Genomic DNA, 22,054 nt, shown 5'->3' with positions numbered 1-22,054 from the left:
TCGTGAGCGCCCCGGAACGCCCGCTGCACGACTACGCCGCAGAGGTGTCCGAGCGTGCCGACATACGGCGGGGCGTGCCTTTGCCCCTGGGGTCCNATGCGTCCGAAGGGGGCGCGAACTTCGCCCTGTTCAGCCGTCATGCCAGCCGTGTTCGGCTGGAATTGTTCGATCGGGCGCATGATGCCGTGCCGGCTCGGGCCATCGATCTGGATCCGGTCCGCAACCGCACCGGCGACGTCTGGCATGTCTGGGTGCAGGGGATACAAACGGGCCAGCTGTATGCCTATCGTGTCGACGGTCCGTATCGGCCCCAGGACGGCCATCGCTTCAATTTCCGCAAACTGCTTCTGGACCCCTTCGCGACGGCGATCTCGCAACACTCGCATTGGGATTTCGGGTCGGCGCGCGGATACGATCCAGCGGCGTCAGATTCGAAGCCTTCCCCGGTGGACGACGCCGGCGCCATGCCGAAATGCGTGTTCATCCACGAGCCGTTCCACTGGCATGACGACCTGCCGCCCAGGCGCCCCTGGTCGGAGACCGTGATTTACGAAACTCATGTCCGCGGTTTCACCGTCCATCCCACTGCGGGCGTCGACCATCCGGGCACCTACCGCGGCTTGATGGAAAAGATCCCTTATCTGAAGGAGTTGGGCGTGACGGCGGTGGAACTGATGCCGGTACACGAGTTCAACGAATGGCAGCTTCCGGTCAGCAATCCGCAAACGGGCGCACCGCTCAGAAACTACTGGGGCTACGATCCCGTAGCCTTTCTGGCACCGAAGGCCGCCTACAGCAGCGCGGGTGGCCAGGGCCAACAGACGCTGGAATTCAAGGAGATGGTGCGTGCACTCCACCAGGCCGGAATCGAAGTGATCCTGGATGTCGTCTTCAACCATACGGCGGAAGGCAACGAGCTGGGGCCGACCTTGAGTTTTCGCGGGATCGACAACGCGATCTTCTACATGCTGGCGCCGGACCTGCGCCATTACAGGAACTATGCGGGCACCGGCAATACCGTCAACGCCAATCATCCCGTGGTGCGGGATCACATCCTGGGAGCGTTGCGCCACTGGGTGGTGGAGATGCGCGTGGACGGATTCCGTTTCGACCTGGCGTCGATTCTCGGCCGTGACGGCACGGGCAGGCTGCTGGCCAGTGCGCCGTTGCTCGAGCGGATCGCCGAGGATCCGATCCTGCGGGACGTGAAGCTCATCGCCGAGGCGTGGGACGCCGCCGGCGCCTACGAAGTGGGCAGTTTCTCCGAACGGCGCTGGGCAGAATGGAATGGCCGCTACCGGGACGACGTGCGGCGTTTCTGGCGCGGCGATGAGGGAATGCTCGGCTTCTTTGCCAGCCGCCTCTGCGGCAGCGCCGACATCTATGCGCAGTCGGGCAAAGGCCCCGAGGCCAGCATCAATTTCGTCACCTGCCACGACGGCTTCACCTTGAACGACCTGGTGAGCTATCGCACCAAGCACAACGAGGCGAACGGCGAGGGCAACCGTGACGGAACCGACGCCAACTTCAGCGACGCTTGCGGCATCGAAGGCGAGTCGACGGATCCCGCGATCGAGGCGATGCGCAGCCGCCAGATCAGGAATTTCCTGCTGACGCTGCTGATCTCGCGCGGCGTGCCGATGCTGCTGAGCGGAGACGAGTTTCGTCGCACCCAGGGCGGCAACAACAACGCCTGGTGCCAGGACAACGAGACGAGCTGGGTTGACTGGCGTCTACTCGAACAGCACCGGGAGCTCCATCGATTCGTGCGCGAAATGCTCGCCTTTCGCCGAGTGCATCCGGTCTTGAGCCGGGAACGGTTCTATACGGAAGCGGAGATCCAGTGGTTCGGCCCGGACGGCAACGTGCCCGACTGGTTCGATTCGTCGGCCAGGCAACTGGCTTGCCGGATACATGAAGACGCGCATGACAGCCTGTTCCTGATATTCAATGCCGGCAGCGAGGGCGTCGACTTTCGCGTACCCGAGGCGCCGGATGACCGGCACTGGCATCGGGTGGTGGATACGCATCGCCCGGCACCCGAGGATATCGCCTCGCCGGGCACGGCGCCGCGTCTGGATGCGTCCGCGGTCTATCAGGTCGCACCGCGCTCGGGCGTCGTCCTCGCAACGCGAAGATGACGCCCTTCCACCCGGGGAATTCGATCTATGCTGAAACCTGAAAAGTCCTTCGTCCTGTCGGTCAATGGTGGTTCGTCCAGCATCAAGTTCGCCTTGTTCGACACGGGAACGTCGCTGCATCGGGTTCTGCGAGGCAGGATCGAGCGGATCGGCATGCCGGCCGCCATGTTTACGGTGCAGGGACCGAATCGTGCCGATGTCTTTTCGCGTCCCGTGTCCGCCCCGGATCACACGGCCGCGGTCGGCGTATTGATGGATTGGATCGAGGGCCAGATCGCAAGCGGGGCACTGGCCGCCATCGGCCACCGTGTGGTGCATGGCGGGCCCGCGTACTGGGAAGCGCAGCGGATCACGCCGACGATGATTGAAGCCTTGCATCAACTGAGTCCGTTCGACCCCGAGCATCTGCCGGAAGAAATTCTTCTGAGCGAGGCGTTCCATCGCCGTTTCCCGGACGTTCCGCAGATCGCCTGCTTCGATACCGCCTTCCACCATGACCTGCCGCGCGTGGCCCGCCTGCTGACGATCCCGCGGCGTTACGACGCGCAGGGCGTCCGGCGCTACGGCTTTCATGGCCTCTCCTGCGCCTACCTCATGGAAGAACTCGCGCGGCTGGAGGGCCCCCATCCACGCAGGGACGGGTGATCCTGGCGCATCTCGGCAATGGCGCGAGCGTGACGGCCGTGCGTGAAGGGAAAAGCGTCGACACCAGCATGAGCTTCACCCCGACGGCGGGTCTGCCCATGAGCGCCCGCAGTGGCGATCTGGACCCGGGACTGGCCTGGTACCTGGCGCGTACCGAGAACATGACGGCGAAACAATTCCATCATATGGTCAACCATGAATCGGGATTGCTCGGCATATCGGAGACCAGCGCCGACATGCAGGACCTGCTCGCGCGCGAAGCGGACGATGTCCGCGCGGCAGAAGCAGTGGCACTGTTCTGCTATCAGGCGAAGAAACAGATTGGCGCCTACGCTGCCGCGCTGGGCGGGATCGATACGCTGGTCTTTGCCGGCGGCATCGGTGAAAACGCGCCGGCCGTTCGTGCGCGTATAGGTGAGGGACTCGGCTTCCTCGGCATCGAGCTGGATGCGGCGCGCAACGCGGTGGACGCGGACGTGATTTCCACGGACGCCAGCAGGGTGCGGGTCCGCGTCATCCGCACGGACGAAGAGCAGATGATCGCCCGATTAGTCTGCCGCATTCTCGACCTCGATGAATAAGTAAGGAGCCCACATGAATGCCACGCCAAAGACCCTTTCGCCGGACCTGCTGAACAGGATGGACGCCTATTGGCGCGCGGCAAACTATCTATCGGTCGGGCAAATCTATCTCTACGACAACCCGCTGTTGAAGCGGCCGCTGGCGATGGGCGACGTGAAGCGCATGCTGCTGGGACACTGGGGCACGACGCCGGGCCAAAACTTCATCTACACGCACTTGAACCGGCTCATCAAGAAATACGACCTCAATATGATCTACGTGTCCGGCCCCGGGCACGGCGGTCCGGCCGTCGTGAGCCATACCTATCTCGAAGGCACGTACAGCGAGATCTATCCCAACGTCAGCCAGGACGAGGCGGGGTTGCAGAAGCTCTTTCTCCAGTTTTCCTTTCCCGGCGGCATTCCCAGCCACGCGTCGCCTGAATGCCCGGGCTCGATACACGAAGGCGGCGAACTGGGCTATTCGCTCAGCCATTCCTTCGGGGCGGTGTTCGACAACCCCGATCTCGTCGTCGCCTGCGTCGTCGGGGACGGCGAAGCGGAAACCGGACCGCTGGCCACGGCGTGGCATTCCAACAAGTTTCTCGATCCGGTTACCGATGGCGCGGTGCTGCCGATTCTGCACCTCAACGGCTACAAGATCGCCAATCCCACTATTTTCGCCCGCATCGAGCTGGAAGAACTGGATCAGTTCTTCCGCGGCTGCGGCTGGATGCCCTATTACGTCGAGGGCGATGAGCCGGCGCTGATGCACGAGGCCATGGCGGCGACGCTCGACATCGCGATGGAGGAAATCAAGCGCATCCAATACGAAGCACGCGTCAACGGCAACACCATGCGCCCGCGCTGGCCGGTGATCGTGTTCAAATCGCCCAAAGGCTGGACCGGACCGAAGGTGGTCGATGGCCTGCAAATCGAAGACACCTTCCGTGCGCACCAGGTGCCGATTGCCGTGGATGCCGAGCATCCCGAACACATCAGGCTGTTGGAAGCGTGGCTGAAGAGCTACCGGCCGGAGGAGCTGTTCGACGAGTCGGGCCGCCTCAAACCGGAACTGGCCGAACTCGCGCCAGAAGGAGAGCGACGCATGGGCGCCAATCCCCACGCCAACGGCGGTCTGCTGCTGCGTGATCTGATCATGCCGGATTTTCGGGACTACGCGGTGAAGGTGCCGTCGCCCGGGGCCGTGACGGCGGCCGACACGCACGAACTCGGCGTGTTCCTGCGCGATGTGGTCAAACTCAACCGGGCGCAACGCAATTTCAGGATCTTCGGCCCTGACGAGACGCTTTCCAATCGCCTGAATGCCGTGTTTGAGGCCACTGATCGGCAGTGGGACGCACGGACGCAGGACGACGACGAATTCCTCGCCCTGGACGGCCGGGTCATGGAAATGCTGAGCGAGCATCAGTGCCAGGGATGGCTCGAGGGGTACCTGCTCACCGGGCGACACGGCCTGTTCAACAGCTACGAGTCGTTCATCCACATCGTCGACTCGATGTTCAACCAGCACGCCAAATGGCTGAAGGTCACGGCTGACCTGCCGTGGCGGCGGAAAATCGCGTCGCTGAATTACCTGCTCGCGTCGCATGTCTGGCAGCAGATGCACAACGGTTTCACCCACCAGGATCCGGGCTTCATCGATCACGTCGTCAACAAGAAAGCCGCCATCGTTCGCGTTTACCTGCCGCCGGACGCAAACTGCCTGCTCTCGGTCTGGGACCATTGCCTGCGCAGCCGGCATTACGTCAACGTCGTGATCGCCGGCAAGTACCAGGCGCCGCAGTGGCTCACCATGGATGCGGCCATCAAGCATTGCACCCAGGGTGTCGGTATCTGGCAATGGGCCAGTAATGATCAGGCCGTCGCGCCCGACGTGGTGATGGCCTGCTGCGGCGACGTGCCTACGCTGGAAACACTGGCCGCCGTCTCTATTCTGCGCGAACGCCTGCCTGACGTGAAAATCCGTGTGGTCAACGTCGTCGACCTCATGAAGCTGCAGCCGCAGACGGAGCATCCGCACGGCCTGAGCGACAGGGATTTCGACGAGATCTTCACCCGCGACAAGCCGGTGATCTTTGCTTTCCACGGCTATCCGTGGCTGATCCACCGGCTCACCTACCGCCGCACCAATCACGACAACTTCCACGTCCGCGGCTACAAGGAGGAGGGCACCATCACCACGCCTTTCGACATGACGGTGCTGAACGACCTCGATCGCTTCCACCTCGTGATGGACACCATCGACCGCCTGCCGCAGACCGGCGACAAGGGCGTCTACCTGAAACAGCAGCTGAAGGACAAGCTCATCGAGCACAAGCAGTACATCAACAAGTACGGCCAGGACATGCCGGAAATTCAGGATTGGAAATGGAAAGGATGACGCCGCGATGGCGCTGCGACTGATCGAAATGGTATTGCCGGAGCAGGACGGCATGGAAATCCGTGCGCTTCTCCAGGAGCACAAGACGCTCGAATACCGGCAGATCCGCTTGCCCGATGGGGACGTGCTGGTGAGGATCTTGCTGGATGCAGAACAGAGCGAGGCCGTGCTCGATCTGTTGGGGGAACGTTACGCCGGAAAAGAGGGCAACCGGGTGGTGATTCTGGCTGTCGAGGCGACCTTGCCACGTGCTGAACCAGAGCCAGAGCCAGAACCCGAGCAGCCCGCTCCACAGGAGAAACCGCCGGAACGGATCAGCCGCGAGGAGTTGTACGAGGACATCAAGGATGCCGCGCAGTGCTCGCGGGTCTATCTGACGATGGTGGTGTTGTCCACCATCGTGGCGGCCGTTGGCCTGTACTACAACAGTGTGGCGATCATCATCGGGGCGATGGTGATCGCACCCNTGCTCGGGCCGAACATGGCGTTGGCACTCGCTACGACCCTGGGCGACCTGGCCCTGCTTCGGCGTGCGTTCCTGACAGCCCTGGCCGGGATTTCGGTGGCGATGGTGTTGTCGACGATCATCGGCGTGCTGCTGCAGGTGGACCCGGCAATACCGGAAATTGCATCGCGCGACGGAGTGGGGCTGGGCGACCTCGTCGTGGCTTTGGCATCGGGTGCGGCAGGGGCACTGGCGTTCACGACAGGCGTGTCGGCGATCTTGATCGGGGTGATGGTGGCCGTGGCGCTATTGCCGCCGCTGGTGGCGTTCGGGCTGCTGCTTGGCAGTGGGCATGCAGTACTGGCGATGGGTGCGTTGTCGCTGTTTCTGATGAATCTGATCTGCGTGAATCTGGCTGGAGTAACGACGTTTCTGGTGCAGGGCATTCGTCCGGCGACATGGTGGGAGAAAGATCGCGCCTCGAAAGCCACGCGCATCGCCATTACGTTGTGGCTGGCGGTATTGGCGGCATTGGGCGGCATGATCCTGTTGTTGCACAAAAATTGAACAGGCATGGACAGGAAGCCGTGATGCCGTTTCCCTTCATGCATCGTATTCAACTTCTCGACAACGTTCGGCCAGAGACTCAGGGAATCGGGTAGTAGAGATGCATGAACGGAGGCTGAAAAAGCATGGGCAGCACGGCATGGCGACGCTCTGCAAACCATTCATGAAAGCGGCGGTCAATAGCTTGGTCACGTCGACGCGGTAGGGGCGTGGTTGAGAGAAGCGCAACGGCTTCGGTTTCATTCAATGCAGCGAATGCCAAGGGTACGAACAGGAGCCATTCCGATGGCTCAGGAACCCTGTGTCAGTGCAAGGACAGGAGTAGAGCCATATGGAAGCCAATCGTGACCAGGCCGAGCCATCCGGATTGAAGCCCGGCGCACATGACGATCTGAAATCCCTGCCGTTGCCGGAAGTGGAGAAANAACTGGGGTCGTCGCCGGACGGTCTCAGCCAGGCCGAAGCGCAGAAGCGGTTGACGCAATACGGGCCGAACGAACTGGAAGAGAAACAGGCCAATGCTTTCCTGAAATTCCTCAGCTATTTCTGGGGTCCCATCCCGTGGATGATTGAAGCCGCCGTCATCCTCTCGGCGGTAGCCCAACATTGGCCGGACTTTGTCATCATCCTCGTGCTGCTTCTAGCCAACGCCGTGGTCGGATTCTGGGAAGAACACCAGGCGGGCAACGCCATTGCCGCGCTGAAGGCCAAACTGGCAATCAAGGCCCAGGTGAAGCGCGATGGGCAGTGGACCACCCCGGCGGCGCGTGAACTGGTGCCGGGCGACGTCATCCATCTGCGTCTGGGCGATATCGTGCCGGCGGACGCACGCTTGCTGGAAGGCGATCCGATCGAGGTGGATCAGGCCGCGCTGACCGGCGAATCCTTGCCTGTCACGCACACATCCGGCGAGGCGGTATTTTCCGGCTCGATCGTCCGCACCGGCGAAATCGACGCGCTGGTCTATGCCACGGGAACGAACACCTATTTCGGCAAGACGGCGCAACTGGTACAGNGGGCGCAGACAACCAGCCATTTCCAGCGCGCGGTGCTGAGAATCGGCAATTACCTGATAGTCCTCGCGGTGGTGTTGGTGGCGATCATCATTACCGTCGCGCTGTTCCGCGACGATCCCATTCTCACCACCCTGCAGTTTGCCCTGGTGCTGACCGTGGCCGCAATCCCGGTTGCAATGCCTACCGTGCTGTCGGTGACCATGGCGGTCGGCGCGCGCCTGCTGGCCAGGAAAGAGGCGATCGTCACCNGCCTGGCGGCCATCGAGGAACTGGCGGGCGTGGATGTGTTGTGTTCGGACAAGACCGGCACCCTGACCCAGAACAAATTGACCCTGGGCGATCCCTTCAGCGTCGATGGCATCCCGGCCGATCGGGTCATCCTCGACGCCGCACTGGCCTCGCGCGCAGACAACCAGGACACCATCGACCTGGCCGTCCTGGGCGGGCTGAAAGACAAGGATGCGTTGAAGGCTTATGGGGTGCTTCACTTCCAGCCATTCGACCCGGTGCACAAGCGCACCGAGGCGACCGTCAAGGGACCGGATGGCGACGAATTCAAGGTGACCAAGGGCGCGCCGCAGGTGATCCTGGAATTGTCTGCCAATGCCGATGAGGTCGTCACGGCTGTCGATCAGGCCATCAATGAATTTGCGGCGCGCGGTTTTCGTTCCCTGGGCGTGGCGCGAACCGATGGCGACGGTCAATGGCAGTTCGTCGGCGTATTGCCCTTGTTCGATCCGCCGCGCGAGCAGGCCAGGGCGACCATCGCAACCGCGCGCGAAATGGGCGTGAGCGTCAAGATGGTGACGGGCGATGCACTGGCCATCGCGCGCGAGACTGCGGGCAAGCTGGGATTGGGAGCGAACCTCCTCGATGCCAGCGGCTTTGGCGATACCAGGCACCACGAAACGGGACAACTGGCGGCATCCATCGAAAACGCCGACGGTTTCGCCCAGGTCTTTCCCGAACACAAATACCACATCGTCGACGTCCTGCAGCAACGCGGGCATATCGTCGGCATGACGGGCGATGGGGTGAACGATGCCNCTGCATTGAAGAAGGCCGACTGCGGCATTGCCGTCTCGGGCGCGACGGATGCGGCACGCGCGGCGGCGTCCATCGTGCTGATGACGCCCGGCCTGTCGGTGATCGTCGACGCGATCAAGGAAAGCCGGAAAATTTTCCAGCGGATGAACAGCTATGCAATCTATCGCATCACGGAAACGCTGCGCGTACTGCTGTTCATGACCTTGTCCATCCTGGTGTTCAATTTTTACCCGGTGACCGCGGTGATGATCGTGATGCTGGCCCTGCTCAACGACGGGGCCATTCTGTCCATCGCCTACGATAACGTGCACTACAAGAACATGCCCGAAGCCTGGAACATGNCCCAGCGTACTGGGCGTCGCCACGGTGCTGGGCGTGACCGGGTCGTTTCCGCCTTTGGCCTGTTCTATCTCGGCGAGCGCGTCTTCCATCTTGACCGTGCGCATGTCCAGACCTTGATGTACCTGAAGCTGTCCGTCGCGGGGCACCTGACGATTTTCCTGACCCGCACGCGCGGCCCGTTCTGGTCGATACGTCCCGCACCGATCCTGTTGCTGGCGGTGGTCGGCACGCAGCTGGTGGCGACGTTGATCGCGGTCTACGGCGTATTCATGACGCCGCTGGGCTGGGGCTGGGCGCTCATGGTGTGGNGGTATGCCCTGGCGTGGTTTTTCATCAATGATCTTGCCAAGCTCGCCGCCTACCGGATCTTCGATCCGGACACGCGTGCCGGTTTGGCGCATGCCTGAAGCGCCGGGCAGGCTGCCGGTTGGCGAGAAAACCGGCTTGCGCCGGTTTCGGGACGCCACGCGCCTGTCCGCACGCGCGAACAGGCCAGGCCGATTTACGGCGCCGGCGGCAACACCTGGACCATGCGCTTCCAGCTGAATGGCCCGAAGCTGCTCGCGCTGGCGCGGCCATCGCTGTCGCCCGGCTTGACCATGAGCTTGACCCATTCCATCGGGGCGACGCTGCCATGCACCACGATGCGGTGGAAGTTCTTCACGTCGTAACCGTTGGGATGGCTGTCATAGGCGTCGTCGCTGCACGCCGCTTCCGTGGCGCCGTTCTCGGCGGCACAGGGCGCACCTTTGACCAGCGGGTTATCCGAACGATAGCCGTGGGAGTCGCCGTTCAAAAGCAGAACCGGCTTGCCGAATGCGGTCGTGTGCAGCGCGATGCTGTCGATGAACTGCCGGTAGTTGGCGATGTGCAGGTCCTTCGGGTCATGCCCGTCGAGATCCCACATGTCGGCCTGGATCTGGATCACCACGGCCCGGGCGTGATTTGTCCTGGCGAGGGCGAAGGCCTTGTCGAGCCAGCGCAGGTCAGCGCTGGTGCGCTTGAGGATCTCGTCGGTTTGCGCTTGCGTGCGGTCGAGGCCGAACCAGTTGTCTTCGTCGTTGTTCGAGCCGCCCGGAACGTTCAGGGTCACGAACACGACGCCAGCCTGCTCCCACATCACGTTCTCGACGTATTCGGCGTCGGTCGGATAGTTCGCATCGTAGGCCTGGGCCTGCGAGATCAGCGGCTTGTCGACGGCGATGGCATTGCCGGGTGTGGCAAAGAAGATGTCGCGGACATATCCGAGATTCGCAAGCGGGTCGAGACCGCCTTCCTTGCTTTTGTGGCAGTCGGTCCATTCGTTGTCGCCGGGNGTGTACACCACGGGAGACTGGAAGGCAGTCCAGAGGTCGTAGATCGACTGATCGTAGGTCTGGGAGCAGGTCTGCTTGCCGGAGTGGATGTCGCCGACGTGGAGAACCAGCGAAACATCGCGATCATCGTTGATCGTCTTGATGAACGCCGGGGTGGCATCTAACTGGGCCGTGTCGGCGTCCTTGGTGCCGTAGGGCGAGTCGCCGAATACGGCGATGCCGAGCACGCCATGCGCATCATGGGATGCCTTGTCATGGAACGAATGGGCCTGGGCTGCGGTGGCTGCAAACACGCTGGCGCCCAGCATCAGGGGAAGAATGAGTTTTCGCACAGTTTGATTCTCCGGTGGTCATGAGGAGGGCGACGTCCCGTTCACCGCAACGACAGGATGTGGAAGACGCCGGGTCGGCAATCGAAATTGCTGCCCGGATTGTTGGATTCGTAGATGACATCGCCATGACAAAGGATCATCGTTGCGAAAAAATCGGCCACNTGGCCGACTGCGGGAACCTCAGCGCGACGTACTGGCCTGTGACGGGGATTTAATCGCTGTCCATGCCTAATGCGACAAACAGCCCGTCAAGCTGGCCGACAGGCCGGCCGGCGTATTCGAGCACGCATGAAACCGCGATCCTGGCACGGCCACGTCGCCGAAGTGTGCGCGTGAAAACGGTCCAGGCCAAAGGGTCCGAAAGAAAGGAACGCGCCGTGAAGCTGCCGTCGATGGGGCGCTCGTAGCGCATGGTGTTGCGCTGGATCACCAGCCGGCTGTCGATGCCTTCGTCGTGCAAGCGCGCATGAAGCAGCGACCAGGCTGCAAGGATGGCAATGGCCGAGGCGCTGCCGCCGAACACGGTGCCGCAGTGGTTGATGTTCGGCGGCAGGGGCGCGCTCAGTATGACGTCCTCGGGCCGTGCCGACACGACCGAGACATGCATGGCCTGCGACAGGGGAATGTGCTGATGCAGATAGTGTTCGAGTTCGTTTGGCGACACGATGCATTCCTGGGGCGGCGCGAGTCGGCACAGCCAGCCATCTGGCATCGTGCGAGATCGCCCCGGAATTATGCTATGGCCGGCCTCGGCCCGGGAAGCATGTGCGGGAGGGGGCCGTGGCCGGTTTCCGGTCAGCGCCGGGAAAGCAGGAATGTCCTCAGTGCGACCGCATCGTTGTATCGTTCTTCCCGTGCCGCGAACAACAGCGTCACCGGCCCGGTCCCGAGGGCCTCGATCGCATGCGTCAGCGCTGCGGGCTGCTGTTGCAATTCCTGCCGGTAGCGACGCTCGAATTCCGCCCACTTCGCGGGCTCGTGATTGAACCATTTGCGCAATTCCGTGCTGGGGGCCAGTTCCTTGAGCCACAGGTCGATGCGGGCTTTGTCCCGGGCAAGTCCGCGCGGCCACAGTCGGTCGACCAGGACCCGCATGCCATCGTCCGGNGAGGGGGCTGCGTAGGCGCGCTTGACGCGGATGTCCATCCGCGGCCCCTATGGCGTGACACCGCACACCACGCGCNNGCCGCCGCCGCCCAGCGGGGCTGGGTGGTCGGCGTGGTTGTCGCCGCCGGCATGGATCATCAGCGAACGTCCTTTCAGGTCCGCCATGTTCAGGCGCGGCGCGAGCACCGGCTGGGTGGCGCTGCCGTTCGGGTCGACATAGAGCGGCGGCAGGTCGCCCAGATGCCCATCGCCCCAGGGCGTGCCATGGCGATTGGTCTTTTCAGGATCGTAATGCCCGCCTGCGGCAAGGGCGGCGACCATCTTTCCATCTTTTTCCTTCGGGCCGCAATCGGGATTCTGGTGCATATGGAACCCATGCAGGCCGGGCGCCAGGCCCTTGAGATCGGGGGTGAACACCAAGCCGTAGCGGGATTCCGAGACGGTGATCTGGCCGACCGACGGGCCGATCCCGTGTTCGTTCACGCTGTGCATCGGGACCACCATGTCGGCGATGGCGCTCCAGGATGCAAGGCTGGAAACGAGGGCACATACCAATAACCTGGCTTTCATGTCTGCTCCTTCCGGGGAAATACAGTGTGAGCGCCCGCGGCCGGCAAGCGGGATGCCCACCGCGGATCATCTGGAAGCGTAGGCCATGTTCGGTCCTTGGCAAGCGCGCATTGTCGAGGCCTGGATCCGGCCATTCCCGCGTCCTATGCCGGGTCTTACTGCCATCTGCAATCTCTCAGGAATACAGGAGCCTTGTCCACCCGTTGGCCGGATGCCGCCGGCAACTCCGACCCTTCGCGCAGCATCCGAACGTGTTCGTTGTCAGGATCTTCTTCGAGGACATAGCGCGCACCCCGTTCGAAATGTGCGCCCAGGACATAGCAGCGGACAGTCTGGGGCAGGAGGGGGTGTCCGTAGGGCACGCTGCTTACCCACAGGACATGCAGGCCTGGCGACAGCAGGTAGATCGTGTGCCGGAAAGCATTCGGGATGCGGATCGCGGACACGGGCTTCTGGTCGACACCTCGCAACAACACAGGGTGCCGCGAATGGTCGCTCAGCACGGCCACCTGGGCAGCGTCGTCGGTCATGGGGACGTCGAGCGGGATGACAGTATGGGATGCACATCCGCCGATTGAGATGGCAGCGAGCCAGAGAAAGTGAAGAGCCGGGCGGATTAGGCGCATCGAGGCAAGGGCTGTGTTGTCTACGGCTGGCTTGCCGTGATCGCATGCGGGCGTATGGCCGGCTTTTCGAGAATGACCAGCGCAATCCCGCCGAGAATGGCGGCGGACGCCAAGCTCAGCCGCAGGGTGAGTGGCTCGCCCAGAAACAGGATGCCGCCCAGCGCGGTAATCACGGGGACGCTGAGCTGCACGATCGAAGCCTGGGTGGCCTTCAGTGCAGGCAGGACCATGTACCAGATGGCATAGCCCATCCCCGACGCCAGCGCGCCCGACAGAACCGCATACCCGATGCCGGCGTAATCCAGCGGCGTGCCGTGCATCATGAACAGGCTCAATGCGGCTGCAATGGGTGCTGCGCGCAGGAAATTGCCCGCCGTGACCCGGAGCGGGTTTCCCGTCCCTTTCCCGCGCAGGGAATAGATGCCCCATGCAATCCCGGCGCCCAGCATGAATGCCGAGCCCAGCAGCGGCGGTGCCGAGAGGCCCGGGAGCAGGAGGCCGACCAGCCCNCCGAAAGCGAGGACGAAGCCGGCAAGCTGCATGCGTCCCAGACGTTCGCCTGTCCACATGCCGTGGCCGATCATCGTCGCCTGGACGACGCCAAACAGCAGCAGCGCACCCGTTGCCGCCGGCAGGCTCACATAGGCAAAGGAAAAGCCCGCCGCATAGGCAAACAGCGCGAGCGCGGATAGCCAGTTGCCGCGCCCGGCCGTGGTGCCTTGCCTGGCCTTCACCAACAGCCAGAGTGTCAGCGCGCCGGAGGCCAGCCGGAGGGTCGTGAAGCTGGCCGGGTCGATGCTGGTGTGTTTGAGCGCAATCCGGCAGAACAGGGAATTGCCCGCAAAGGCCAGCATGGCGAGCGACGTCAGGGTGAGGGTACGGGTATGGGACATGGTAGGCTTCTTTCGATCGCCATCAGGAGATCGGGCGACGTTGGGCGACAGGGTATCCGCCTTCAGCGTTGCCTCCAAGCCCTTCGCTGGAGGGCTGTTCATGGAAACCTAGGTTGTGCTGGGAGCGATACGGGGCAGGCGTCACGCATCCAGGACCCACTGGGGATTCCAGGCCACTTCCCAGAGATGCTGGTCCGGATCCAGGAAGTAGCCTGCGTATCCGCCCCAGAAGGTATCGAGGGCAGGCTTGACGATGCGGGCGCCTGCGGCGGCGGCTTCGGCCATCACCGCATCGACCTCGGCCCTGGACGCGACGTTATGGGCAAGCGATATATCGATGGCATTGGGCGCGCCTGGAGGCAGCCCGGTGTCATGGGCGAGGCTTGCCCGGGGCCACAGCGCCAGCTTCAGGCCGCCCTGGAGTTCGAAGAATGCGACGGCCCCGAAAGCAAATTCCCGTCCCACGATGCCTTCGGTCTTGAGGCCCATGCCTTCGGCATAGAATTTCACCGCACGGTCGAGGTCGTCCACGCCAAGGGTAATCAGGGTGACACGCGGTTTCATAGGTGTTTTCTCCAGAAAGCACGAGGCGTTATCCAAGGCCCGCTATGCAGCCGATCACGCCAGCGTGCCAAACAAGGCCCCGACGCCTGCCGTCACGCCCATGGCCAACGCACCCCAGAACGTGACACGCAGGGCGCCCATCGCCACCCGCGAACCGCCGGCACGGGCCGCCACGCCGCCCAGAAGCGCCAGGAATACGAGCGAGCTTGCCGAGACGAGCAGGATCAGGTCGGTTTCCGGCGCGAATACCGTGACCAGCAGCGGCATGGCTGCGCCGAAGGAAAAGCTGGCGGCCGAAGAAAGCGCCGCCTGGATCGGCCGGGCAGTCAGCGCCTCGGAGATGCCGAGTTCGTCGCGCGCATGTGCGCCGAGCGCGTCGTGCGCCATGAGCTGATCGGCGACCTGCTTCGCCAAGGCCGGATCGAGTCCGCGGTTGACATAGATTGCCGCCAGTTCCCGGTGCTCGCCCGGATCGTTCGTCTTCAGTTCCTGTCGCTCGCGTTCGAGATCGGCCTGCTCGGTATCTGACTGGGAATGCACGGAGACATATTCGCCGGCCGCCATCGACATGGCACCCGCGACCAGGCCGGCCAGGCCTGCGACGAGCACGCTGCTGTGGCCGCCCTGTGCCGACGCGACGCCCAGGATCAGGCTGGCCGTGGAAACAATGCCGTCATTCGCCCCCAGCACCGCTGCACGCAGCCAGCCGATACGGTCAGTGCGGTGATGTTCCCTGTGACGTCGCGGCATGTTCCTTGTCCGTATCGGTTGTGGCCACGTACGTGTTGCGTGGCCAGGATTTGGAATGGAGCGCTTCCGGGGCCGTACCAGCTCCCACAGGCCATCATGTTAGCGAGCTTGCTTCACGCTCGGCAAGGCATTCGCCGCGTGACGATGGCTACAGTGCACCCGGTTCGATCTCATGCAGATACTCGGGCGCCTTGACGCCGGCTTGCCTTGTGCCGGCAGGCCTCGCGTCAACGCCCTACCCGAATCACCGTTCCCTCGCGCCGAGGATCGGCGGCCCCGCTGTGCGCGCCGGTCGCGGGATCGACGACGATGGCCTGCACCGAGCCGATGGTTTCGCGGCAGCCGTCCGTTCCCGCTTCGCCCAGACCGGTATGCCCGAGTGTGCGCAGCGCGTCCTGCGTGGCGAGGCTGAAAGATGGCTGCATGAAGGCCTGGCCGCCTTCGCAGCTCACCTTGCCCGTTGCGTTCGTAACCGACAGGCGCGGCGCATCGATGGCCTGCTGCATTGTCATGCCGTGGTCGATGAGGTTGAGCGTGACGTTGAGCACCGAGTTGATGATGGTGGCGCCGCCGGGCGAGCCGTAGGCGGCGACGGGCTTGCCGTCCTTCAGCAGCAGCAGCGGCGCCATGCTGGAGCGCGGGCGCTTGAATGGCGCGACGTCGTTGGCGCCAGGATTGCCTTCGGCGGGGTCGGCGCTGGGCAGGAAATTGAAATCGGTCAACTCGTTGTTGAGTAGGAAGCCATAGCCCGGCACGGTGATACCGGAACCCCAGGTGTATTCGATGGTGGTGGTATAGCTCACCATGTTGCCCCAGCGGTCGACGATGGCGAAGTGGGTGGTGTGGAGGCTTTCTTCCCGTGTGCGGGCCGGCTTCGGCCGCATGGCGGCGGGNGTGCCCCAGGGTGTGAGGTCGCCTGCCTGTGGCGTGTCCATGCGGCGATCCGTTTTGATCAATGCCGAGCGCGCCGCCAGATACTCGGGATTCAGCAGGGCGTGTTGCGGCACCTGCGCGGCATCGTCGTCGCCGATCCACACCGCGCGGTCGGCGAAGGCCAGGCGCATGGCCTCGGCCATCACATGCAGGGTCTTGGGGCTGCCGAAGCCGTAGCCTTGTGCGACGTCGCCGAGCGGAAAGCGCTCGAGCAGCTTCAGGATTTCGAAGAGCGTGAGACCGCCGGAGGAGGGNGGCGGCATGCCGGCGAGCGTCCAGCCGCGATAGTGGCCGATCAGCGGCCGGCGAATCGCCACCCGGTACTGTGCCAGATCGGCGAGCGTCATGCGGCCCTTGCCCGCATCGCCGAGCTCGCTACGCTCGCGCTGCTGCGCCTTGACGATGGCGCGCGCGATCGGGCCGCGGTAGAACGCATCGGGGCCCTTGGCCGCAATCAGTTTCAGGGTCTTCGCCAGATCGGGCTGCACCAGCCAGTCGCCCTCGGCGAGCGGCACACCGCCGGGACGGAAGGTCGCAGCGGTTTCCGGCTGGATCTGCGTTCGACCGTCATCGTTCGCGATGTCGTCCGCCAGGAAACGGTTGACACGGAAGCCGTGCTCGGCGAGTTCGATCGCAGGCACCAGCGTGTCGGCCAGCTTCATCGTGCCCCAGCGGCGCAGGGCAGTGTCGACGCCGAGGAGCGTACCCGGCACGCCCACTGCGAGGCCGCTGGTCGAGGCAAGCGGAAAGGTCATCGGCAGGCCGTCAGGCGCGAACATGTCGGCACGGGCGCGTGCAGGNGCGCGTTCGCGCGAATCGACGAAGTAGGTCTCGCCGGTCCTGGCCAGGTGGACCAGCATGAAGCCGCCGCCGCCGATGCCGGACGATTGCGGCTCGACGACGTTCAACGCGAATTGCACGGCGGCAGCGGCATCGATGGCGTTGCCGCCCTGTGCCAGGATGCGCGCACCGGCCGCGGCGGCAGCCGGTTGCGAGACCGCCACCACACCCTCGGGCGAAGCGGCCAGCACGGAGGAGGACAGCAGGCAGAAGATGAACCAGCGCGCAATACGGATCATGGGCCACGGCCGGGATCGGCAGAAAGAGAGCAGGACAGAGCCTGCACCGGTTAGGCCACGCGCGTCAATGCGCGGACCAGGTATTCAGCCGGGCTTGCCGTCGACGCGCGGGCGCAGCAGCATCGGGGCATACACCGCCACGAACAGGCCGAATGCGGCGATCCACACCAGCCCGGCCATGGTCATGGCTTGCGTATATGCGGCAGGAAANAGCAGCGGCAGCGCGACGCGGGCTAGCGCGGCGAGGTTGATCGCGATGAAGGCCACCGTCATGATCGGCGGTGGTTCCAGCGGACGGCCGGTGTGGCCGAGCGAGACGCGCGCCATCATGCCCAGGGTCAGGGCGCCGATGGCGCCGGCGGTGAAGGCATGCAGCGCGCTGCCGGCAGCGGTGTTCCATCCGGCCGCCGACAGTGCCAGCAGCGCGAAGCCGAGCGGGACCCACGCATAGCCCAGGTGGAGGATCCACAGCAGCGGCACCGACCAGAATTTCGGGGTATACCAGCCCGCCAGGCGGATCGCGTGGGCCGCCGCCGCTACAGCGGCAAGCAGGGCCGTGACAGGCGAGGTCGGCGCGACCAGCGCGGCGATCAATGCCAGCAGGGTGGTGGCTGGTACCAGCCATTCGATGATTGTCCAGCGGCGCGCGCGGGTACGCAGCTTGTTGTCGGTGAAGCTGGGGATCACCCGTCCGCCCATTGCCGTGATCATCATGATCACCACATAGACACCCAGATGCAGCCCTGGCCGTGCCGTGCCGGACGTCCAGTGCAGGGCATCGGCGTGCACCAGCGCATTGGCCGCAGCCAGCGCCAGCAACAGGATGGGGAAGGGATAGTTGTGTAGTTGCTTCGTCCGCAGGATCGGCCCTGCCAGCGTGACCGCGAGTACCGGCAGGAACGCCAGGTCGATCAGCGCGATCAGGCCGGTAGGAAGGCCCGGAATCAAGAAGCCCAGCCGCCCCGCCAGCCACAACAGGAACAGGGCGGCCAGCGGACGGCCCGAGGGCGTACGTAGGCCGGTCCAGTTCTGTGCTGCGGTCAGCAGAAAGCCGGCAATCACTGATACGGCGAAGCCGAACACCATTTCATGGCCATGCCAGACCAGCGGAAGCAGTTCGCCGGGAATGACGGCACCATTCAGGACAAGCAGCCACAGCGCCATCATCAGCACGGCATAGAGGCCGGCCGCCAGGAAAAACGGCCGGAAGCCGAGCGCGAAAGGCGCCCAGCCGACGGGCGGCGGACGCTTCGCTAAATCGTCGGTGGGCAGCATGGCCATGTGGGGCGTGCGGGAGCAATCAGATGTGGCGGGGTGCCGCGCTGTGCCGTTCGCAGGTTGTCAATCAGCCCGTGCTCCAGGCACGCGGACGTTTCATGCCGGCGATCTTGCAGGCCTGCTTCACATAGCCATACGGGAACAGTTCGAACAGTTTCTTCTGAGCGTCCCGGCCCATGCGCTCGGCCAGGTGCTTGATGACGAAGCGGGCATCGGCTGCGATCTGGTGTTCGTCATAGTATTCGCGCATGAAACGGATGGCATCCCAATGGTCGTCGGTGAGCTGGATGTTCTCGCCTTCGGCCAGGACCTTGGCTATTTCCTCGTTCCAGTCTCCCGGTTCGATCAGATAACCTTCCGCGTCGCGTTCGGGCAAATCGATGGCCATGATTTTCTCCTGTTCCGATTCGTTGCTTAATAATTCATTTCTTATATATGTTTACATGTTCTGCCGATGCGATCAAGCCGGAATCGGCAGATGCACCCCGTCACGTCCCGCCGCCGTGGAATTCGACACCCGGTTGGCGTTCCGGCAGAGCTTCCACCAGGAGTTCGCGCCGTGCCAGCGCCATGGCCTCGACGCCCGGTTCGTTCAGATACGATTTGGCGTCGGACACCGCGGCAGCCAGCAGGTCGGCTGCCAATGTGTCGGGATCGCGACCGACCGATTTGGCCAGCGCCCTGAGCTCGATGCAGGGATCCTGCGGCAGCCGGATTTCGAGAGGCTTGCCGCCACCGGCCGCCATCAGCGGCGGGTGCGGTTCGCCGCTGTTTCCGGCCAGCACTCGACTCATCACGCCGGCGATGTGCGAAGCGACGGAAGGAGTGTGGCCAGCAGGCTGCAGGCGGATCCGGTTGACGAAGTACTTCTCGAAATCGACCTTGGCCTGATGCACCCAGCGCCCCTGGCGCATCCAGTTGATGTCGCGCAAGGGCACCTGGGGTTCCGACAGGTAGGCGGCGCCGGTGTTGCCCATGTCGCTGAGCCACTTGGCGCGTTGCGGGACATAACTCGTCAGCTGCGCATCACCGAGCTGGGCCAGGATGTTGTGCACCGCAATCTCGCCGGCCTTCTGGATCGCGTATACCGAGTCGGGAGCACCCACCGGCACCGGGGTGTGGGTCACTGCCGGTTGTGCCACGCAGGCGCCAAGGGCGAATACATTGGGGTAGTCCGGGTTGCGCAGGTACTCGTCCACGATCACCAGTCCATGCTTGTCGACCAGGCCGGCGGCACTGCGTATGCCGGGCACNCCGCCGAAAGCCGGCCAATAGACCGAATAGGCATATGGCAGCGCATGGGTCTGTTTGGTGCCGCCGGTGGCATTGAGTTCGGCGATGTGAAGGAGGTCCGCGTCGATGCGCGTCGTGATGGCGTTGCAGATCACACTGATCTTGGTATCGACCAGCGCAGCGGTTACCGCGCCGCGGCTGGCGCCTTCGCCACCAAGGCCGAGATGGCCGGGCCAGGGTTCGGGCGTGACGAGGGTGATCGGCACCCGTTCGCGGATGTTGCGGCGCTTGAGGTCTGCATCGATCAGGAAGGCATATTCGTAGAGCGGTCCCAACACGCTGGCGCCAGGCGCCGCCCCGATCACGATCGGTCCGGGGTGGCGCACGAACTCACGATAGGCCGCCAGTGCGCGTTCGGCCTGGTCGATGTGGATCACCGAATGCGTGTAGTCGGCAAGGCCAGGAATCGCGTCGGTCATGCCGCTGGCGCCCGTGGCGATCAGCAGCGCATCGTAATACAGCACGTCGCCGTTCTCCAGGTCGACCTGGATGACGTCGGGATGGATGCGTTCGACGGCGCTGTGGATGAATTTGATGCCGCGCGATTCCAGATAGGGCGCGATGGGGAAGGCAATGTCGGCGCGCTCGCGCCAGCCCATGGCGATCCAGGGATTGGACGGCACGAAGTGGAAATAGGGCTTGTCCGACACCACCGTCACTTCGTCGTGTGGGCCCAGCTGGGCTTTCAGGGCATAGGCCGCGGTCACGCCCGCGATGCCGGCTCCCAGGATGACAACATGCGTCATTTCAGTCTCCTTGATTCGTTGGGGTCACGCTGCTCAGCCACGCGGGCGCACCAGTTGCCAGGCGCGCACGGCGTAGGTCGTCGCGGCAAAACCGCTCCACACATGCACCAGACGCGTGAACGGGAAGACGAGGAAGATCGTCATGCCGAGGAACAGGTGCGTCTTGAAGACCCAGCCCGCGCCGAGCAGTAGTTCGACCGCATCGCCGCGGAAGGTGACGATGCGCTGCGCCCATTCGGCCAGGCGGATCATCATGCTGCCGTCCAGATGCTGGGCCGACAGCGGAATGGTCGCGAGGCCGAGCAGCAGTTGCAGCCAGAGCAGCAGCAGGATCAGGATGTCGCTGGCTTTCGACGTGGCACGGATGCGCGGCTCGGTCAGGCGGCGATGCAGCAGCAGCGAGATGCCGAAGAAGGCCAGCACACCCGCCGTGCCACCCGAGACCATGGCCAGCACTTGTTTGGCCCCAGCGCTGATGAAGGGTTCGTAGACGAAATGCGGCGTCAGCATGCCGAAAAANTGGCCGAAGAACAGGAACAGCACGCCGACGTGGAACAGGTTGCTGCCCAGCCTAAGCTGGCCGCGCTTCAGCAATTGCGAGGAATCGCTCTTCCAGGTGTATTGCTCGCGGTCGAAGCGGATCAGGCTGCCGAGCAGGAAGATCGTCAGGGCGATGTAGGGATAGATTCCGAACAGGAACGTTTGCGAGTAGGACATTTTCAGATCCTCCTGATCAATGCGTCGAAGCGGCCGCCTGCCGACGCGACGCCGGCATCCGCACCACCGTTACCTGTGGACCTGGCTTGAGTAGCGGTTCGACACCATCCATCGACGGGCCGAACAGTTCCATCGCCTCGTCCATGTCGCGCACTGGCGGCTCGGCCAGTTCCTGTGCCGCCACCGGCGACAGCGCTTCCAGCACCTGGAAAGCAGTGGCATAAGGACTGCCGTTGGCGTCGAGCTTGCGGCCGATGGTGGCAAGCACGTGCACGGCGTCGCCCAGCAGTTCGAGAGCTTCCTCAGCCGGTAGCAGCGAGAGGAACTCGAGGAACAGCGGCACGTAATCTGGCAGTTCGGCGGCAGAGGCATCGAAGTCATGCTTCCAGTATTCCTCCAGCAGGTCGATCATCGCCGAGCCGCGGTCGCGTGATTCGCCGTGGATGTGCTCGAACAGATGCAGCGAATGCGAGGGGTTGCGGTCGAAGGTGGCGACGTAGTTTTCCTGCAGCGCGATCAGTTTCGACTCGTGCAGCAGGTCGAACAGCGGCGCGAGTCGCGTCGGCGCGCCGCCATTGAAGTCGGTTTCGTCCTCCAGCGCGGTGTGCATCTCGGGCAGCGCCGCCAGCCACTCGGGTTCCGGGTAGCACAGCAGCAGGGACAGGACTTTGAAAGTTTTCATC

Annotated in this window: 20 protein-coding genes; 6 read left to right on the top strand and 14 right to left on the bottom strand. The window is 63.7% G+C overall.

Annotated elements, in window-relative coordinates; genetic code table 11:
* Positions 1–2 precede the first annotated feature (2 nt).
* The 6 genes from glgX to HZY77_RS04335 all read left to right on the top strand — a co-directional run bounded on the left by glgX (position 3) and on the right by HZY77_RS04335 (position 9,574).
* Complete coding sequence (gene glgX, locus HZY77_RS04360) at positions 3–2,141, top strand: glycogen debranching protein GlgX (RefSeq protein WP_296819132.1); 2,139 nt, start codon at positions 3–5, stop codon at positions 2,139–2,141.
* 27 nt (positions 2,142–2,168) lie between these two features.
* Positions 2,169–2,786 carry a hypothetical protein gene (locus tag HZY77_RS04355; RefSeq protein WP_296819130.1) on the top strand — a complete coding sequence of 206 codons (618 nt, stop codon included), beginning with the start codon at positions 2,169–2,171 and terminating at the stop codon, positions 2,784–2,786.
* Entirely contained in the window at positions 2,783–3,367 is a 585-nt protein-coding gene (locus HZY77_RS04350) for a hypothetical protein (RefSeq protein ID WP_296819127.1), read from the top strand. Before HZY77_RS04355 ends, HZY77_RS04350 begins: the two co-directional genes overlap by 4 nt.
* Before the next feature lie 13 nt (positions 3,368–3,380).
* Positions 3,381–5,750 (top strand): phosphoketolase family protein, encoded by a 2,370-nt coding sequence (locus tag HZY77_RS04345; protein ID WP_296819125.1) that lies wholly within the window; start codon positions 3,381–3,383, stop codon positions 5,748–5,750.
* Positions 5,751–5,757: 7 nt separating this feature from the next.
* Complete coding sequence (locus HZY77_RS04340; protein ID WP_296819123.1) at positions 5,758–6,762, top strand: TIGR00341 family protein; 1,005 nt, start codon at positions 5,758–5,760, stop codon at positions 6,760–6,762.
* A gap of 331 nt (positions 6,763–7,093) precedes the next feature.
* Positions 7,094–9,574 carry a plasma-membrane proton-efflux P-type ATPase gene (locus HZY77_RS04335; RefSeq protein ID WP_296819121.1) on the top strand — a complete coding sequence of 827 codons (2,481 nt, stop codon included), beginning with the start codon at positions 7,094–7,096 and terminating at the stop codon, positions 9,572–9,574.
* Positions 9,575–9,669: 95 nt separating this feature from the next.
* Here the strand turns inward: HZY77_RS04335 and HZY77_RS04330 are convergent, their stop codons facing one another.
* The 14 genes from HZY77_RS04330 to narJ form a co-directional block, all read right to left on the bottom strand.
* Complete coding sequence (locus tag HZY77_RS04330) at positions 9,670–10,815, bottom strand: metallophosphoesterase (RefSeq protein WP_296819119.1); 1,146 nt, start codon at positions 10,813–10,815, stop codon at positions 9,670–9,672.
* 211 nt (positions 10,816–11,026) lie between these two features.
* Positions 11,027–11,479, bottom strand: coding sequence for a YiiD C-terminal domain-containing protein (locus HZY77_RS04325; RefSeq protein WP_296819117.1), 453 nt, complete (start codon positions 11,477–11,479; stop codon positions 11,027–11,029).
* 131 nt (positions 11,480–11,610) lie between these two features.
* Positions 11,611–11,961 carry a DUF488 family protein gene (locus HZY77_RS04320; protein ID WP_296819115.1) on the bottom strand — a complete coding sequence of 117 codons (351 nt, stop codon included), beginning with the start codon at positions 11,959–11,961 and terminating at the stop codon, positions 11,611–11,613.
* 9 nt (positions 11,962–11,970) lie between these two features.
* Positions 11,971–12,492, bottom strand: coding sequence for a superoxide dismutase [Cu-Zn] SodC (gene sodC, locus HZY77_RS04315; protein WP_296819112.1), 522 nt, complete (start codon positions 12,490–12,492; stop codon positions 11,971–11,973).
* A gap of 155 nt (positions 12,493–12,647) precedes the next feature.
* Complete coding sequence (locus HZY77_RS04310; RefSeq protein WP_296819109.1) at positions 12,648–13,022, bottom strand: hypothetical protein; 375 nt, start codon at positions 13,020–13,022, stop codon at positions 12,648–12,650.
* Between the two features lie 116 nt (positions 13,023–13,138).
* Positions 13,139–14,011, bottom strand: a complete 873-nt coding sequence (locus tag HZY77_RS04305; protein ID WP_296819107.1) for a DMT family transporter — start codon at positions 14,009–14,011, stop codon at positions 13,139–13,141.
* 141 nt (positions 14,012–14,152) lie between these two features.
* Positions 14,153–14,575 carry a VOC family protein gene (locus HZY77_RS04300; RefSeq protein ID WP_296819105.1) on the bottom strand — a complete coding sequence of 141 codons (423 nt, stop codon included), beginning with the start codon at positions 14,573–14,575 and terminating at the stop codon, positions 14,153–14,155.
* A gap of 54 nt (positions 14,576–14,629) precedes the next feature.
* Positions 14,630–15,325 carry a VIT family protein gene (locus HZY77_RS04295; RefSeq protein WP_296819103.1) on the bottom strand — a complete coding sequence of 232 codons (696 nt, stop codon included), beginning with the start codon at positions 15,323–15,325 and terminating at the stop codon, positions 14,630–14,632.
* 227 nt (positions 15,326–15,552) lie between these two features.
* Entirely contained in the window at positions 15,553–17,337 is a 1,785-nt protein-coding gene (gene ggt / locus HZY77_RS04290) for a gamma-glutamyltransferase (protein WP_296819101.1), read from the bottom strand.
* 84 nt (positions 17,338–17,421) lie between these two features.
* Positions 17,422–18,618 (bottom strand): NnrS family protein, encoded by a 1,197-nt coding sequence (locus HZY77_RS04285; protein ID WP_296819095.1) that lies wholly within the window; start codon positions 18,616–18,618, stop codon positions 17,422–17,424.
* A 64-nt stretch (positions 18,619–18,682) separates the two neighbouring features.
* A complete protein-coding gene (locus tag HZY77_RS04280) occupies positions 18,683–19,003 on the bottom strand; it encodes a TusE/DsrC/DsvC family sulfur relay protein (RefSeq protein WP_296629844.1) in 321 nt (106 codons plus the stop codon).
* A 100-nt stretch (positions 19,004–19,103) separates the two neighbouring features.
* On the bottom strand, positions 19,104–20,654 hold the full coding sequence (locus HZY77_RS04275) for an FAD-dependent oxidoreductase (RefSeq protein ID WP_296819093.1): 1,551 nt from the start codon (positions 20,652–20,654) through the stop codon (positions 19,104–19,106).
* 33 nt (positions 20,655–20,687) lie between these two features.
* Positions 20,688–21,371, bottom strand: a complete 684-nt coding sequence (gene narI / locus HZY77_RS04270) for a respiratory nitrate reductase subunit gamma (protein ID WP_296819090.1) — start codon at positions 21,369–21,371, stop codon at positions 20,688–20,690.
* Between the two features lie 16 nt (positions 21,372–21,387).
* Positions 21,388–22,053, bottom strand: coding sequence for a nitrate reductase molybdenum cofactor assembly chaperone (gene narJ / locus HZY77_RS04265; protein WP_296819088.1), 666 nt, complete (start codon positions 22,051–22,053; stop codon positions 21,388–21,390).
* Position 22,054: the final 1 nt, after the last annotated feature.

Origin of the sequence: Thiobacillus sp. (assembly GCF_013693775.1) — a bacterium.
GTDB lineage: Bacteria > Pseudomonadota > Gammaproteobacteria > Burkholderiales > Thiobacillaceae > Thiobacillus.
The sequence above is the reverse complement of the archived record's forward strand: the minus strand, read 5'-3'. Positions and strand labels throughout refer to the sequence as shown.

Excerpts from the sequence above, each read along its gene's own strand:
- HZY77_RS04355 (WP_296819130.1), top strand. The coding sequence starts at position 2,169 with ATGCTGAAACCTGAAAAGTCCTTCGTCCTGTCGGTCAATGGTGGTTCG.
- HZY77_RS04345 (WP_296819125.1), top strand. The coding sequence starts at position 3,381 with ATGAATGCCACGCCAAAGACCCTTTCGCCGGACCTGCTGAACAGGATG.
- HZY77_RS04310 (WP_296819109.1), bottom strand. The coding sequence starts at position 13,022 with ATGACCGACGACGCTGCCCAGGTGGCCGTGCTGAGCGACCATTCGCGG.
- HZY77_RS04300 (WP_296819105.1), bottom strand. The coding sequence starts at position 14,575 with ATGAAACCGCGTGTCACCCTGATTACCCTTGGCGTGGACGACCTCGAC.
- HZY77_RS04295 (WP_296819103.1), bottom strand. The coding sequence starts at position 15,325 with ATGCCGCGACGTCACAGGGAACATCACCGCACTGACCGTATCGGCTGG.
- HZY77_RS04280 (WP_296629844.1), bottom strand. The coding sequence starts at position 19,003 with ATGGCCATCGATTTGCCCGAACGCGACGCGGAAGGTTATCTGATCGAA.
- narJ (WP_296819088.1), bottom strand. The coding sequence starts at position 22,053 with ATGAAAACTTTCAAAGTCCTGTCCCTGCTGCTGTGCTACCCGGAACCC.